Source organism: Marinobacter shunpengi, assembly GCF_045449695.1.
Lineage (GTDB): Bacteria > Pseudomonadota > Gammaproteobacteria > Pseudomonadales > Oleiphilaceae > Marinobacter.
On the sequence record NZ_JBJJKZ010000018.1, the window covers coordinates 164,651 to 179,565 of the forward strand.

Sequence of the window (14,915 nt, forward strand, 5' to 3'; positions counted from 1 at the left end):
GGCAACTTCACGTTTACCGGATTTTTACTGTAGCCGGAAATTGCAGTTTTGCATGGGGGAGTCCGGAATTTCCCGATTTGTTTTTTTGGGAGCTTCGCCACTGCTCAAGGGACTGACCGACGCACGGGAGGTAGGTTCCCCACGGCGCCGGCCGGGAAGGCTACTCCACACACTCAAACGAGGAGGCTGAATCCGGGTCACCGCCGCTGGTATACTGAGGCCAGGCCGGATAGTCGCACAAGGGCCGCGTACGGCCCGGCTTGCCAACGGTGTCGGTGGTGACCTGGTCTTCCGGGGCGATGTCCTGCTCCGCCCACTCTTCCAGGGCGGTGAGGGAGTCCCAGGTGGCGTTGAAGAAAGAACTGGCGCCGTGCCCGAACCCCGGAACCTCATAGTAGCGAACAAAACCGTCCACTTTTTCCTGGCCCATCTGGTCAACCAACCGGTCGTAATAGATCTCGGTGGCCCGGGAACTGACCAGGATATCCGCGAGGCCATGGGCCAGCAGCAGCTTGCCGCCACCGTTTGCAAACTCGGAGATATCGGTACCGGCGTTGAAGGGCACGCTCAGTTCACTAATGCGCTCGGCAAACTCCTGTCGCGGATTGATCGGATCGAAGTCGAAGGAATTGAAGGAGGCATCCTGTGCCACCGAATACCTGACCCACTGGTCCACCAGCACACTCAGATAGGGAGCAGAACGTGGCATTGGTGTATCGGGTTGGCTGGTGCCCAGGGCGAGGAACACGACAATGGGCTGTATCGGCGTGTCGATGGAGGTGATGCCCAGGTCAGCGCCCCAGACATTACTGCCGGGGTACCCGGTTTCACCATTGGCCAGTTCGAACTGGAAGGTTACCCCATCGTTCATGGCATTCAGTGCATCAATCTGCGCATCGGACAGGCAATGGTTTCCGTCATCCGCTCCTCCGGGGCAACGGATGGCGACGCCGTTCAGGGTCGCGGTCGCCGGGTCGAAGGTGGCGTTGCACTGGCGCTGGTCGCTGATGATGTCATCCTCAAGCCCGTCCAGAGCATCACAGGACTCCAGCGCAGCATCCAGCAGCAGCTGGCGTTCGGCGGAATCAGGATAGGCGCCGGGCTTGGCCAGTTCCAGGCTGAGATATTGTCCGGCCAGCCATGCGGACATGTTGTTCCAGGCCGGGTACCAGGCGATCGCACCGTCCCAGTCTTCGGGCCACCGCTGGATATTGGTCAGTGCCTCACGTCCGCCGGTCGAACCACCGGCGAAGTAGCGTTTTTCGGGTTCGCTGGCGTACCGCTTGCCAACAATAAAGAGAGCGGCATCGCGGGTCTTCTTGAGAGCGTCGCCCGCAAAATTACGCACAGCCTCTTCATTGAGTCCCCAGCGTCCGTCCTGTGAGCCGTAGTCGTTGGCCTGGTGGCCGGAGTCGCTGGCAAAGGTGGCATACCCCCGGCCAAGAGGTGTCAGCGCGTCGGGGGCCCCCTGGGGGACATTGCCGGTAATGGCGGGGATGGTGCCATTGAATCCGCCACCACCAAACATGAGCACCTTAGAGTTCCAGTCTGCTGGCAATGCCACCTGGAAAAGAATGTCGGGCGCGTCCGGGTCGATGGGGGCGATGCTCCCGGAGACGAGGCAATGCTCAGGAATGGTGGCGGCGCCGCTGCCGCTGGCCGCCACCACTTCTGTGTCTGTAATCGTGCCACCGGAGGTCGATAAAGTCATCTCCTCCGCTGGAATCTCCAGCCCTGCCAGCTCTGCGCAGGTCTTTGGGGTCCCGGTCGAGGAAGAACTGTCTCCATCTCCGCAGCCGGCTATCAGCGTGACGGCTATACAACCAACCGCGATACCTGACAACTCCAGTTTGAAGTTTTTCATTGTTGGTTCCTTGTTGTCATTGTTTTTTTGGGGCCGGCGCCTTGTGTGCCGACGCCCCCGGGACCATAAGCAATTCCAAGGGGGCGGACAATGTGGGGTTGCTACATATTCTTACTCTTAAATCTGTGTCTATATCACAAAGGATTGTCTGCCCTGCGTTCCGCCGGATAGCAATAGTGTCCGGCCGTTCCTCCCTGCGTGGCTGCGTGGTCAGTATGCCATTTTCGGAAGTCGCTCCGTTACTGGCTTCTCTGGGCTCTTTCGGCAAGCCTGCGTACCGGCAGAGGGCGTTTCTTTGGGATTTTGGTATGTGATTAAGGTACATAAAATAATCAAAAAAATATAATTAAGTTACATTGTGACTCATGTTCTGAATGGCCAGAATTTCCCCGCTTTCGACTCGCACCGTGCCGCTGGATGAGAACAGTCGGTGCTGTCGCTGGTTCACCTGATAACAATGCAAGCAGCGTGATTGCGGTATAGGCCATTGACGAGGCCTGTCGTGACGTGCTCACGGAACATGAAACTGACAATGACTCATTACAGAACAACACGATCCGTAAAGACGATCAGGACAGCAGGGGATATCGATACCCTTGAGCAGGAGCCCTATGGGGATCTGGTGACGGCCTCCAGTGTCCACCAACTGTTCGAAGCAACAGCGGCGCTGCATGGGGAGCGACCGGCCCTGACGGTGCTGAACTCGGCAGACCCCGCCGACAGTGCGCAGACACTGACCCATGGCGAATTGCTGGGGGCTATCAATCGGGCCGGTAACCTGCTGGTAAGCCTGGGAGCCGGCCACGAAACCGTGATCGCCATCCTCTCCCGCACCCACCCGGAAATGCCGGTCGCCCTATGGGGTGCCCAGTCTGTTGGTGTGGTCAGTTGCCTCAACTATCTGCTGTCCCGGGACGTGCTGATGACCCTGGTTGAGGCGGAGACGGCGGAATTCCTGGTGTGCCCCTCGCCCGAGCTGGATCCGGAGCTTTGGGAAAAGGCCAGACTGATTGCGTCTTCGGTGGAAACCGTGCGCAAGGTGATTGTACTGGGTAGGGTGCCGGACGATGTGGATCCTTCGGTGTTCGTGTCGTTCCGAGAAGGGTGTGATGCCCAGCCGGCCGATTATCTGAAAGCGGACCGACCGGCCCGTCAGGACGACATCACGGCCCTGTTCCACACTGGTGGCACCACAGGTCTTCCCAAGCTTGTGCCCCAGACACACCTTAACCAGATTCACGCGGCCTGGACGCTTGCTCAGTTGTTCGACCTGAGTGAGAGGGACTGCGCGCTGAACGGCTTTCCCCTGTTCCATGTGGGTGGCACCTCCACCATCGGCCTGTCTGTACTGGCAGCCGGCGGTCACCTGGTGATGCTGACCCCGTCTGGCTTCAGGGACCGGGAGGTGATCCACAATATCTGGGCCCTGACGCAACGGTTCCGTGCCACCTACCTGGCGGGTGTGCCTACGGCCATTGCCTCCATGAGCGAGGTGGCCACCGACGGATTTGATATCTCCAGCGTGCGCTTCGTGCTGACCGGTGGGGCGTCGCTGACCCGGTCCATTGCCGACCGCTTTGTGCGTCGGACCGGGCTGCCCCTGCTGGAGCAGTACGGCATGACGGAAACCGTGGCATCCATCGCCGGTACGCCACTGCGCGGTGACCATGTGCGGGGCAGTGTTGGCCTCCGTGCGCCGTTCTCCACCCTGCGGATTCTGAAAAAGGCGGACGATAACACCGGCTGGGTCGATTGCGATCCGGGCGAACCCGGTGTGGTTGCCATCAATGGGCCCCAGGTGGTTGACGGCTATCTCGATCCTGAGCACACCAGGGCAAACTTCACCGACGACGGGTTTCTGATTACCGGTGATGTGGGCTATCTGGACGACCGGCAATACCTGTACCTCACCGGTCGTGAAAAGGACCTGATCATCCGTAGTGGGCACAACATTGATCCCGCCGCGATCGAGGAAGTGGCCAATTCCCACCCCGACGTCAGCCTCAGTGCCGCAGTTGGCATGCCCGACGGTTATTCCGGCGAAGTCCCCGTGCTCTATGTCTCGGTGAAGTCCGGGCCCGGGTTCGATGTGACGGCCTTTGAAACCTTCCTGCAGCAGAAAATCCACGAACCACCGGCACGGCCACGGCATGTGTTCGTGGTGGATGAAATTCCGGTCACCGCCGTTGGCAAGTTGTTCAAACCGGAATTGCGGCACCACGCGGTCGGGATGAAGTTGCAGATGGAGGTGGAAGCGCTGTTGGGCAGGACAGACTGCATCCGGGTTGCTCCCCGGCCGGCAGGCAACGGGAGCTACACCGTTTCATTCACCGGGCAAGTAAGCGAGGAGGAGAGGCAAACCGTCATGGGGGCGTTGTCCGCACTGCCCATTGACGTGGTTTTTCGTCCGTCGGACGCGTAATCAATCGACAACAAGAAATCTGGAGAAAACGTTATGTTGAAAAACACAATAAAATCAGTGCTGGGCCTGAGTGCAGGCCTGTTTCTGGGCATTTCCGCCCTGGTGCCGGCCGCACATGCCGAACAGGCGGGTGAGCAGGAGGTTATCAAGTGGCGACTGCAGGCGCACCTGCCTGTTGGCAGTGGTTCCTGGGAAGACAGCGTGGTCGCGGTTCGGGACAAGCTCCTGGAGCGCACCGACGGCCGGCTTCAGATCGAGCTGCATGCGGCGGATTCCCTGTTCGGGCCGACGGAGATTTTCCCGGCGGTCCAGCGTGGCGTTGTTGAGATGGGCTACACCTCCCCGGCTTATCTGATGAACTACATTCCCACCGCCGGTCTGGCCTTCGCCTCTCCGGGTGCCTTTGAGGATATCTGGGAGGCGCTCTATTTCTGGAAGCACCTGGGCTTTGAAGAACTGGTTCAGGAAGAAGCGGCAGAGCAGGGCGTTCATTACTACACCGACAAGCTCTACCCTACCGAGATGGTGCTGAAGGAGCCCGTCGAGTCGCTGGAGGAGTTCAGCAGCCTCAAGATCCGTGGTGCCGGCCTGTTACAGAAATTCATTTCGGAGGTGGGTGCATCGGCCGTGTTCATGCCCGGGCCTGAAATCTACCACGCCCTGTCCACCGGCCTGGTTGACGGTGCCCACTGGGGCGCGTCCCAGGAGGCCAATGCCCTGAGTCTGTATGAGGTGGCAAAGTACCATGTACGCCCGTCCCTGGGGATTGGTGGCGTCGAGGTCTTCATCATCAACAACAAGGCGATGGAGGAACTGCCCGAGGATATCCGCCGGATTGTGAAGACCACCTTCCAGGAGCACTTCTGGTCGCGGACCAACGAATACCAGTACCAGGAAGTTGAGATGCTGAATCATCTGGAGCGGGAACAGGGCGTTGAGGTCATCACCCTGCCGGACGAAATCCAGCAGCGTATGTGGGAAGTAGGCCGCGAGCTTCGCGCCGTGGAAGCTGAAAAGAGCCCCAACGCTGCGGAGGCGGTTCGTCGTCTGGAGCAGTACCTCGAATCACTGGGCCGGGGTGAATAGGTCCCGCTGACCTGATGGACCGGGGAGGGGCCCCGGTCCTTTCCCGGTTCCCCGCCTTATTGCCTGACTGTCCAACCCGGCTGATGCCTTCGGGCCGCGGAGCAAGCTATGAATTTTATTGTGTCCCTGTCTCGGGCTGTTACGAGACTCAACTCGTTATTGGGTGTCTGGATTCTGAGTTATCTGGTCATCGTTATGGTGGTGCTGCTACTGTTTGAAATCGTTGCGCGCTATGTCTTCTCATCACCCACGATCTGGGCCTCGGAAATGACCCAGATGATGTTTGGTGCCTACATCATTCTGTCCGGTGGGTTTCTGCTGGTGCGTAAGGGGCATATCAACGTCGATATTCTCTATGATCGGCTGGGCGCGCACGGCAAGGCTGCCGTCAATATTGCCACCTGTTTTCTGTTCTTTGCCTTCATGGCAGTCATCCTGAAGGAAGGCTGGGTGATGGCGGAGGAATCCTGGGCCATGGGGGAAACCTCCTTCTCGGCCTGGAATCCCCCGATATGGCCTCTGAAAATCGCGATCCCGGTCGGTGCCATGCTGCTTTTGTTGCAGGGTGTGGTAAGTATTGTCGGGGATGTCTTCGTGCTGATGGGCAGGCCGGATCTTGCCCGTCGGATTGAAGGGGAGGGCGTGACCCATGACGCTTGAAATTATCACGGGTCTGTTCTTCGGCACCCTGCTGCTGTTTGTTGCCCTGGGTGTGCCTCTGGCGTTTGTGCTGGGTGGCGTGTCCGCCATCTTTCTTTATTTCACCTGGGGGCCAGACGGCTTCTTTATGGTGAGCAGCCGTGTCTGGACCACCATGAACAGCTTTACGCTGATTTCGGTGCCGTTGTTCATTTTCATGGCGTTGATCCTGGAACGCACAGGGCTCGCCAGGTCTCTGTACCGCATGATGTACCTGTGGATGGGCGGGCTTCGCGGTGGTCTGGCCATCGGCACCGTAGCAATCTGTACGGTGTTTGCCGCCATGGTGGGTATCAGTGGTGCCGCCGTGGTTGCCATGGGTGCGGTGGCGTTGCCGGCGATGCTGGAGCGCGGCTATGACAAGCAGATGGCGCTGGGGGCCATCAATGCGGGCGGTGGCCTTGGTATTCTGATACCACCCAGCGTGGTCATGATTATCTACTCGCTGAATACCGGCGTGTCGGTGGGCAGCCTGTTTGCCGCGGGCATTCTGCCCGGGATCCTGCTGGCGGCTCTGGTGGGGCTCTACATTGGCGTGCGGTGTTTCCTCCAGCCCCACATGGGGCCGGCCCTGGCAAAGGATGAGCGCGCTTCATGGCCTGAAAAGCTGGCCTCGGTGAAAGCCGTGATACTACCCATCATGATCGTGGTGATGGTGCTTGGTTCCATCCTGTCGGGTATTGCGACACCAACGGAAGCAGCGGCGGTGGGTGTCCTGGGTGCCCTCATCTGTGCGGTGGTGCATCGCACCTTTTCACTGACAATGGCCCACCAGGCGGCGGTAAAGACGCTGGTGATCTCCGCAATGATCATGTGGATCTTCATCGGTGCCCATGTCTTCACCACCGCCTACAACGCCATGGGCGCCCAGCAGCTGATCGCTGAGCTGATGCAGAATCTTCCCGGTGGCGCCTTCGGCGCGATGATTGTCATGCTGGGGATCGTCTTCGTGATGGGCATGTTCCTGGATCCCATCGGTATCATGCTCATCACGTTGCCGATTTTCATGCCGGTGGTAAACCAGTTCGGTTTTGACCCTATCTGGTTCGGCATCCTGTTTATCATCATGATGGAGGTGGGCTACATGACGCCTCCGTTCGGGTTCAACCTGTTCTATCTGAAAGGTGTGGTGCCCCCCGGTGTCACCATGGGGGATATCTACCGCTCGGTGGTGCCGTATGTGCTGGTGATTTTCCTTGGAATGCTGCTGATCGGGCTGGTCCCTGCCATTGCACTCTATCTGCCGGACGTGCTGGTGCGTTAGAGAACCGGCCGCTGGCGGTAGCTCCCGGGGAGGACCCTCTGGCCTTACCGGCCTGCGGCTTTCTTCAGGTTGAGCAACCGCAGCGCCAGTTGGATCTCCAGGGAGCGGCCATCCTGCTGCCAGGGCCCCAGTATGCCGTTTATGGCTTCAAGCCGGTTATGAATGGTATTGACGTGGAGCTTCAGTTTGCGGGCGGTGGCCCTGGCATTCTGCTGCTCATTCATGAATGTGAGCAGCGTTCTGACCAGCTCGGTTCTCCTGGCCTGGTCCGACTCGACAAGCTCGCCAATCGTTGCCCGGATAAAGGCCGCCACATCCACCGACGTGCTGTTACCGAACAACGGCGTGTAGATGGCATATTCGTGATAGAAGAATGTGGCATTGCGGCGCCCGAGGTGCTCCGCCACCTGCAGCGACTGTACTGCCAGCCGGTACTCGCGGGGCAGGTCCTCCGAATGGTTGATGGGGTGGGAGAGGGCGGTCAGTCCGGTCCAACTGGCCTCGTTGTTCATATGTTCATGAAGGAAATGCCGGATTGCCCGGGTATCATCCTGATTAATCAGCAGAATGAGCCGGTCGTTGATTTCTGTCGCCACGCCCGACAGAGACTTCAGCCGTTTGCTGATCTTCTTGAGGAAAAAGTGGAGCTTTGACGGCTCAAGGGCAACGACGGCCAGCACCAGGGGCGCCTGTGTATCAATACCTATCTGCAGGGCCTGCGTTCTGGTGGGTTGCCGGGTCGGATCTTTCGGGTCCAGGAGGTCGGTGAGTGTGGTCTTGATGTCGAGCAGGTTGGTGGCGGTCTTTTTTTCCTCCAGCAGGTTCAGTACTGCAATTGCCGTGGACGAGCGTTCGAAAATCCGCGTCTGGTGACCGGACAGCGGCTTTTGCGTGCGGATCAGCAGTGATCCCAGGTGATCATTGCCACTGGATACCGCCATCAGAGTGAGTGCGTATCGATCACTGTCCAGGCTCACCGAGCGGCCGGTGAGCCGACTGCTGTCGATGGCTTCGGCCACCTGCCTGCTGAATCGGTTGTCGAGGGTGGCGCTTTCGAAGAATGTCAGGGTCTCCTCCGGGACGGCGCTGGTCACCGACCCCATGGGGTCGAGGAAACCGAGTTCGCCGTCCAGCAGGTTGGCGATCAGGCTGAGCATTTCCTGCTGACTGCCGCCCCTGGCAATCTGGGAGGTCAGCTTTTCATGGGCGTCGGTGGCATGCTCAAGTACTGCCACCTTGTCTTCGAGTTCCCGGTTTGCCTGTTCGGCGTACCTCAGGGCGCGTTGCTTCTGCTCGAAGGTTTGCGCATTGCGGATAGCAACGGAGGCATGGGCTGCCAGGGTGCCGAGGACGGAGATCTCCCAGGGCTGATGGAAACGCTGGTACCGATCGGCGACGATCAGTACGCCAATGACCTCGGAATCCGCCATGATGGGTACCGAGAGTACAGACTGGATACCCTCTTCCGCCATTGCCCTGTCCATCAGTGGATCATGGGTGAATTGTCCTTCTGTCATATAGTCCTGGGTGGTAAAAGCGGATCGGGAGTTTCGCACATGACCGGCGATGCCGGCATGGCCCGGACCGCTCAGGTCTTTGATGAGCTCAGTGTAGGCACCATCGATCGCCAGGATTTTTCCCTGGTTGTCCAGGGTGTGTCCGGCCAGCCATGCGATATCACTGCCCAGCAGTTTGCGTCCGCGAACGACAATGCTGTTCAGCACGGCTTCCGGATCCTTCAGTTCTGTCAGTGTTTCAGCGCTTTCGGAGACGGCCCTGAGGGATCGTTCGTTGAGCTGGTATTGCTCGTTCCGTTCCGCGAGTTTGATGGCCTTTCTCACGGCGGCGAGTAATTCAGACTTCTCTTCGGCGCTGAAAGCGAGTGATTCGGCCTCGGAAAGACGTCTGGAGAGCTCGCTGGCTCCCCGTCCCTTGTCCAGGTCATCGAGAATGGCCTGATAGGTCCGGGCCAGCCGGATGCTGCTGTCTGTCATGGTCTGGTGCTCGTTTAGCGTGGAAGGTGAGAAGTTTGGTTTATTGTCATATCTATATCAATGAATATGTGACAATCAAACATTGTTGGTGACGCCTTGGCTCTTTAATCTGATGCCTTTTCCCAGTGGGAGGGGCGCGAATGACGTTCAGAAATGTTGTTCTGGAGGTTGACCATCATGTGGCGTGGTTGACGCTCAACAACCCGGACAGGCTCAATGCGATGACCATGGCGTTGTTGCGGGACCTGCGGGATGCCGTGCTGGCAGTCCAGGCGGATACGGGGGTTCGATGCCTTGTGCTCCAGGGGGCTGGCCGGGCTTTTTCCGCCGGTGGTGACCTGGCGGGATTCAAGCACGATATTGACGAAGGCGACCAGGAATCCTTCCTGGCCAGGCTTCGGTTCGCACAGGCTGTTTTTGACTTGATCGATGGGTTGAAGCTCCCGGTGATCGCCGCAGTCAATGGCTATGCCATTGCCGGTGGGCTGGAGCTGTTGCTGTGTTGTGATGTGGTGTTTGCGGCGGAATCGGCGAGAATCGGGGATGGCCATATCAAGTATGGTGTCATTCCTGGGGGAGGCTCGTCAGTCCGTTTGCCCCGCAAGGTGCCACCCAATATCGCGAACCAGATGCTGCTCTCCGGCGAGATCTATCCGGCGGATCAGTTGAGGGAGTGGGGGCTGGTCAATGCCGTCTTCGAGGACGAACGTCTCCGGGACGAGGTGGCTGAATTTGCCAGCCAGCTTGCCCGTCGTAGCCCGTTTGCCATGTGTCTGATCAAGAAGGTTGTCACCGAAAACCGCACCCGCAGTGTGGCGGAAGGGTTGTCGGCGGAGCTGGACACCTTTGCCCTGTATGCCAGACACCCGGACTTTGAGGAAGGTTTGAGGGCCTTCAGCGAGAAACGATTGCCGGACTATTAAGGCTCCGGGGGACACTGCCATGGTGAATTGCCGCTCGCATACGGTTGAGCTCCACTCACTATTATCCGATAGTATCCCATCGAGTTGACCGAGCGATTGTTACATTTTTAGCCGATGTCGCCCAGTGGGCTTTGACACGGCTACCAATCAAGACCAACAACAAACGGAGACCCCCATGACAGCTCAGACCCCCGAACGCCTCTGGCAACCCACCCAGGCACGCATTGAAAACAGCCGGATGCACGACTTCATGCAATGGCTGAAGCTGCACCGCGGGCTGGAATTCCGGGACTATAACGCCCTGTGGCAATGGTCTGTGGACCAGTTGGAGGACTTCTGGGCCGCCTTCTGGGACTATTTCGATATCCGCCATTCCGCGCCGTACCAACGTGTTCTGGATGGTGACCGCATGCCCGGGGCCAAATGGTTCGAAGGCGCCAGGCTCAATATGATCGAGCAGGGGTTCCGGTTCCATGAAGATGAGCCGGATCGACCCGCTATCATTTCCCGCTCTGAGATTCGTCCCCTCCAGGAACTGTCCTGGGGCGACCTGAAGACGCAGGTGGCGTCTTTTGCCTACAGCCTGCGCCAGATGGGCGTGGGTCCCGGCGACCGGGTGGTGGCCTACCTGCCCAACATCCCCGAAACCGTCGTGGCTTTCTACGCCTGCGCCAGTATCGGCGCCATCTGGTCGAGTTGTTCGCCGGACATGGGCACCCGCAGCGTGATTGACCGCTTCCGCCAGATCGACCCCAAGGTGATGATCGCGGTGGACGGCTATCGCTATGGGGGCAAGGATTTCAACCGCATGGACGTGGTCCGCCAACTGCGCTCCGAACTGCCCACCCTTGAGCAGGTGGTGGTGCTGCCCTACCTGGATTTCGGCGCGAGTCTGGAGGATAGCGTGGCCTGGTCGGACATGCTGGCCCATGACCAGCCCATGACCTTCGAACAACTGCCTTTCGATCATCCCCTGTGGGTTGTCTATTCCTCTGGCACCACGGGTATGCCAAAGCCCATTGTCCACAGCCACGGCGGTGCCCTGCTGGAAGGTCTGCAGGGCCAGGGGCTGCACATGGACCTGCAGCCGGACGACCGCTACCTGTGGTTCACCACCACCGGCTGGATCATGTGGAACGCCCAGATCGGCGGGCTGCTGCTGGGCAGCACCATCTGCATCTATGACGGCAACCCCGGCTATCCGGACCTGGGCACCCTGTGGCGCTTTGCCGGCGAGGCGGGGGTCACCTTCTTTGGGGCCGGTGCGGCCTATTTCCTCAACTGCAAGAAGGCGGAGATTCACCCCCGGGAGTACGCCGATCTCAACGGCATTCACTCCGTGGGCTCCACCGGTTCGCCCCTGCCGGATGAGGGCTATAAATGGATCATGAATGAAATCGGCGATGATGTTCTGGTGGCCCCCATCAGCGGCGGTACCGATGTGGCGGCCTTCTATGTGGGCTGCAACCCGATCATGCCGGTCTACGCCGGCGAGATGCAGTGCCGCACCCTGGGCACGGCGGTCTACGCCTTTGATGAGGATGGCAAGCACCTTGAGGATGAGGTGGGTGAGCTGGTGGTTACAAAACCGATGCCCTCCATGCCGCTGTATTTCTGGGGCGACGAAGGCGGTCACCGCTACCACGATAGCTACTTCGACACCTACCCGGGCATCTGGCGCCATGGGGACTGGATACGGATCACGCCCCGGGGTGGCTCCATCATCTATGGACGCTCCGATACCACCATCAACCGCCAGGGCGTGCGCATGGGCACCGGCGAGATCTACCGGGTGGTGGAGGAAATCCCGGAGGTGCTGGACTCGCTGATTGTCGACCTGGAGTACCTGGGGCGGGAATCCTACATGCCGCTGTTTGTGGTGCTGCGGGACGGAGTCGAGCTGGATGACGGGCTGACCGGGCGAATCCGCGCCGTCATCCGGGACAACCTATCGGCGCGGCATGTGCCCAACGAGATCATCCCTGTGGCGGCCATTCCCTATACCCTGACCGGCAAGAAGATGGAGCTGCCAATCCGCAAGTTGCTGCTGGGCAGGCCGCTGTCGCAGGTGGCTAGCCCCGACGCCATGGCCAATCCGGACAGCCTGGATTTCTACATACGTTTCGCCGAGGAGAGGGGCACTGCACCAGCGGACTGATGATGGCGGTGGTCAGTGGAGGTTGTAGTACGCCGCCGTTGATCCCCGCTGTTCCTTCGCCTTCTCGATTTCCGCCCGGGCGACGGTGCGCAGGTGCACCTCATCGGGGCCGTCCAGGAAGCGCAGGGCCCGGCCCCAGGTCCACAGGTAGGCCAGTGGCGTGTCCGGGGTCAGCCCCATGGCGCCGAACACCTGCATGGCCCGGTCCACCACCCGCGTCTGCAGGCGTGCCGCCACCAGTTTGATGGCGGAGACGTCCACCCGGGCGGCGGCGTTGCCGAAGGTGTCCATCTTCCAGGCGGCCTGCAGCACCAGCAGCCGGGCCTGGTCGATCTCCAGGCGGGACTCGGCGATCCAGTCCCGGACGTTCTCATACTCGCTGAGGAACTTGCCGAAGGTGCGCCGTTCCAGCGACCGTTCCGTCATCATCTCCAGGGCCAGTTCGCACTGGCCGATGGTGCGCATACAGTGATGCACCCGGCCGGGGCCCAGCCGGGCCTGGGCCATGGCGAAGCCTTCCCCGGGCCGGCCCAGCAGGTTCTCCGCAGGCACCCGTACGTTACGGAAGGCAATCTCGCAGTGCCCCTCCGGTGAGTGGTGCTGCATGATGGGGATATTGCGCACCACCTCCAGCCCCGGGGTGTCCATGGGCACGATCACCATGGAGTGCTGCTGGTGGCGGCTGTCACCGGAGCCGTCATCACAGCGACCCAGCACGATGGCAAAGCGGCAGTTGGGGTGGTTGGCGCCGGTGATAAACCATTTGCGGCCATCCACCACATAGTGGTCACCATCCCGGCGGATGGTGGTGGCGATGTTGGTGGCATCGGACGAGGCGGTGTCCGGTTCGCTCATGGCAAAGCAGGACCGGATACGTCCTTCCAGTTGTGGCATCAGCCAGGCGTCGTACTGGGCCGGGGTGGCAAACCGGTGCAGCAGTTCCATGTTGCCGGTATCGGGGGCGCTGCAGTTGAATATTTCCGCCGCCCAGGGCAGCCGCCCCATGATTTCCGCCAGGGGTGCGTAGTCCAGGTTGGTCATGGCGGTGCCCGGCTCGGTTTCCTTCAGCTCTGGCAGGAACAGGTTCCACAGGCCATCTTCCCGGGCCTGCACTTTCAGGGGGTCAAGGATATCCAGTGGGTAACGGCCGGATTCGGCCACTGTCAGCCAGTCGCTGTTGTGGGGCAGTACATGCTTCTTCATGAACCGCCGCATCAGGTCCTGTACCTGGAGGGAGTCGTCGGAATGGTTGAAGTCCATGGCTGGGCCCCTGTCAATGGTGTGGCGGGTCTGCCTGCCAGACTAAGGCAGAGGCTGCCGAGGGTCGTTGACCCACATCAAGTGGTGGCGGGCCAGGTTACCTGCCGGCGGTTTCGGCGTGGAGTTCCTTCCAGGCGGCGTAGCGGTGCAGGTCCGACTCCACCAGTTTCAGGCACAGGGCCACCACGCCGGCGTCGTCCAGCAGGCCGAACCCCAGGATCACGTCGGGGATCAGGTCCAGGGGGTTAAGCACGTAGAGCAGGGCGCCGGCAATGGCGGCAATGGTCTTCCAGGGTACCTGGCGGTAGCGGCCATTCCAGAAGTCCCGTAACAGCGAGAACATCAGGCGGATATCCGTTGAAAACCGCTGTAGCCTGCCGCTGGACTGGACCTTCTCTTCCACCTTTCGCTGCCGTGTCAGCAGTGACTCCAGGCTGTCCTCGTCCACCTTCCGGCTTTCCTGCTCCAGCGCCTCTCTGGTTTTGCGATCACTGATTGCACTCATGGTGCCCCCTTCTTGATGGGTGGAGGGATGGGTGGAGAATACCCAGAGCATAACAAACCCGCACCACAACACGGCATGGCGTCCTCAATCTGTACGCACTTTCATGAAGCCGGTCCTTCAGCCGGCCGGCACAACTGGTTATGATGTCCTTCTTTGCCGATAACCCGTGGTCCCATGGCCGCGATTGATCCAGGGAGATTCCGAGATGATAGGAACAAGAGGAACGAAAGGAGTGAAAGGAGCGCTGACCGCAGTCCGGGGCCTGGTCCTGGTGACTTGCGCGCTGATGCTGGTCGCCTGTGCCGGCAGCCCGTCAGGGTCTTCACAAGGCCCCATTCCCACCGCACCGCTGACCAACACCTACTGGAAGCTGATGTCCTTGAAAGGCACCGAGGTGGACATTCCCAGGGGCGAGCAGGGCGAACCCCACATGATTTTCCGGGATGACGGTAAGGTGAACGGCTTCAGCGGCTGCAACCGGTTTGTCGGTGAGTACACCGTCAGCGGCGCCAACCTGCTGTTCGATGCCATGGCCAGCACCAAGATGGCCTGCATCGGGGACAATCATGAAGCGGCCCTGTACGAGGTTTTCTCACAGACCGCCGGGGTCTTCCTGGAGGGCAAGGTACTGAAGCTGCTGAACGAGAAGGGCCACGAACTCGCCCGTTTCGAGGCGGTGGCCCTGCCCTGATCTCTGATGGATCGCGGGAGGCCGTACTGGCTTCCCACGGATCGTCTGC

General features: G+C 60.0%; 11 protein-coding genes. 7 read left to right on the forward strand and 4 right to left on the reverse strand.

Going from position 1 to position 14,915, the window contains the following annotated elements:
• Positions 1 to 160: 160 nt before the first annotated feature.
• Complete coding sequence (locus ACJO2E_RS17190) at positions 161 to 1,711, reverse strand: tannase/feruloyl esterase family alpha/beta hydrolase (protein WP_406965475.1); 1,551 nt, start codon at positions 1,709 to 1,711, stop codon at positions 161 to 163.
• A gap of 685 nt (positions 1,712 to 2,396) precedes the next feature.
• On the opposite strand from ACJO2E_RS17190, the gene ACJO2E_RS17195 reads away from it, so the two are divergent.
• From ACJO2E_RS17195 to ACJO2E_RS17210, 4 genes are all read left to right on the forward strand, one after another.
• Complete coding sequence (locus tag ACJO2E_RS17195; RefSeq protein ID WP_406965477.1) at positions 2,397 to 4,286, forward strand: AMP-binding protein; 1,890 nt, start codon at positions 2,397 to 2,399, stop codon at positions 4,284 to 4,286.
• A gap of 33 nt (positions 4,287 to 4,319) precedes the next feature.
• A complete protein-coding gene (gene dctP, locus ACJO2E_RS17200) occupies positions 4,320 to 5,372 on the forward strand; it encodes a TRAP transporter substrate-binding protein DctP (RefSeq protein ID WP_406965478.1) in 1,053 nt (350 codons plus the stop codon).
• Between the two features lie 108 nt (positions 5,373 to 5,480).
• Entirely contained in the window at positions 5,481 to 6,032 is a 552-nt protein-coding gene (locus ACJO2E_RS17205) for a TRAP transporter small permease subunit (protein ID WP_406965480.1), read from the forward strand.
• On the forward strand, positions 6,022 to 7,335 hold the full coding sequence (locus tag ACJO2E_RS17210) for a TRAP transporter large permease (RefSeq protein ID WP_406965482.1): 1,314 nt from the start codon (positions 6,022 to 6,024) through the stop codon (positions 7,333 to 7,335). Before ACJO2E_RS17205 ends, ACJO2E_RS17210 begins: the two co-directional genes overlap by 11 nt.
• A gap of 44 nt (positions 7,336 to 7,379) precedes the next feature.
• On the opposite strand, the gene ACJO2E_RS17215 is transcribed toward ACJO2E_RS17210, so the two are convergent.
• A complete protein-coding gene (locus ACJO2E_RS17215; protein ID WP_406965483.1) occupies positions 7,380 to 9,329 on the reverse strand; it encodes a helix-turn-helix domain-containing protein in 1,950 nt (649 codons plus the stop codon).
• 140 nt (positions 9,330 to 9,469) lie between these two features.
• On the opposite strand from ACJO2E_RS17215, the gene ACJO2E_RS17220 reads away from it, so the two are divergent.
• Entirely contained in the window at positions 9,470 to 10,252 is a 783-nt protein-coding gene (locus ACJO2E_RS17220; protein ID WP_406965484.1) for an enoyl-CoA hydratase/isomerase family protein, read from the forward strand.
• A 175-nt stretch (positions 10,253 to 10,427) separates the two neighbouring features.
• Positions 10,428 to 12,410 carry an acetoacetate--CoA ligase gene (locus ACJO2E_RS17225; RefSeq protein WP_406965486.1) on the forward strand — a complete coding sequence of 661 codons (1,983 nt, stop codon included), beginning with the start codon at positions 10,428 to 10,430 and terminating at the stop codon, positions 12,408 to 12,410.
• A gap of 12 nt (positions 12,411 to 12,422) precedes the next feature.
• Here ACJO2E_RS17225 and ACJO2E_RS17230 read toward each other — a convergent pair whose 3' ends face one another.
• Positions 12,423 to 13,670, reverse strand: a complete 1,248-nt coding sequence (locus tag ACJO2E_RS17230; RefSeq protein WP_406965487.1) for an acyl-CoA dehydrogenase family protein — start codon at positions 13,668 to 13,670, stop codon at positions 12,423 to 12,425.
• 97 nt (positions 13,671 to 13,767) lie between these two features.
• Positions 13,768 to 14,175, reverse strand: coding sequence for a YkvA family protein (locus ACJO2E_RS17235; protein WP_406965489.1), 408 nt, complete (start codon positions 14,173 to 14,175; stop codon positions 13,768 to 13,770).
• 232 nt (positions 14,176 to 14,407) lie between these two features.
• On the opposite strand from ACJO2E_RS17235, the gene ACJO2E_RS17240 reads away from it, so the two are divergent.
• On the forward strand, positions 14,408 to 14,866 hold the full coding sequence (locus ACJO2E_RS17240) for an META domain-containing protein (RefSeq protein WP_406965490.1): 459 nt from the start codon (positions 14,408 to 14,410) through the stop codon (positions 14,864 to 14,866).
• Positions 14,867 to 14,915 lie beyond the last annotated feature (49 nt).

Bases quoted from the DNA above. Each gene is read 5' to 3' on its own strand.
- ACJO2E_RS17190 (WP_406965475.1), bottom strand. From the start codon at position 1,711: ATGACTTTATCGACCTCCGGTGGCACGATTACAGACACAGAAGTGGTG.
- ACJO2E_RS17195 (WP_406965477.1), top strand. From the start codon at position 2,397: ATGACTCATTACAGAACAACACGATCCGTAAAGACGATCAGGACAGCA.
- dctP (WP_406965478.1), top strand. From the start codon at position 4,320: ATGTTGAAAAACACAATAAAATCAGTGCTGGGCCTGAGTGCAGGCCTG.
- ACJO2E_RS17205 (WP_406965480.1), top strand. From the start codon at position 5,481: ATGAATTTTATTGTGTCCCTGTCTCGGGCTGTTACGAGACTCAACTCG.
- ACJO2E_RS17210 (WP_406965482.1), top strand. From the start codon at position 6,022: ATGACGCTTGAAATTATCACGGGTCTGTTCTTCGGCACCCTGCTGCTG.
- ACJO2E_RS17215 (WP_406965483.1), bottom strand. From the start codon at position 9,329: ATGACAGACAGCAGCATCCGGCTGGCCCGGACCTATCAGGCCATTCTC.
- ACJO2E_RS17220 (WP_406965484.1), top strand. From the start codon at position 9,470: ATGACGTTCAGAAATGTTGTTCTGGAGGTTGACCATCATGTGGCGTGG.
- ACJO2E_RS17225 (WP_406965486.1), top strand. From the start codon at position 10,428: ATGACAGCTCAGACCCCCGAACGCCTCTGGCAACCCACCCAGGCACGC.
- ACJO2E_RS17230 (WP_406965487.1), bottom strand. From the start codon at position 13,670: ATGGACTTCAACCATTCCGACGACTCCCTCCAGGTACAGGACCTGATG.
- ACJO2E_RS17235 (WP_406965489.1), bottom strand. From the start codon at position 14,175: ATGAGTGCAATCAGTGATCGCAAAACCAGAGAGGCGCTGGAGCAGGAA.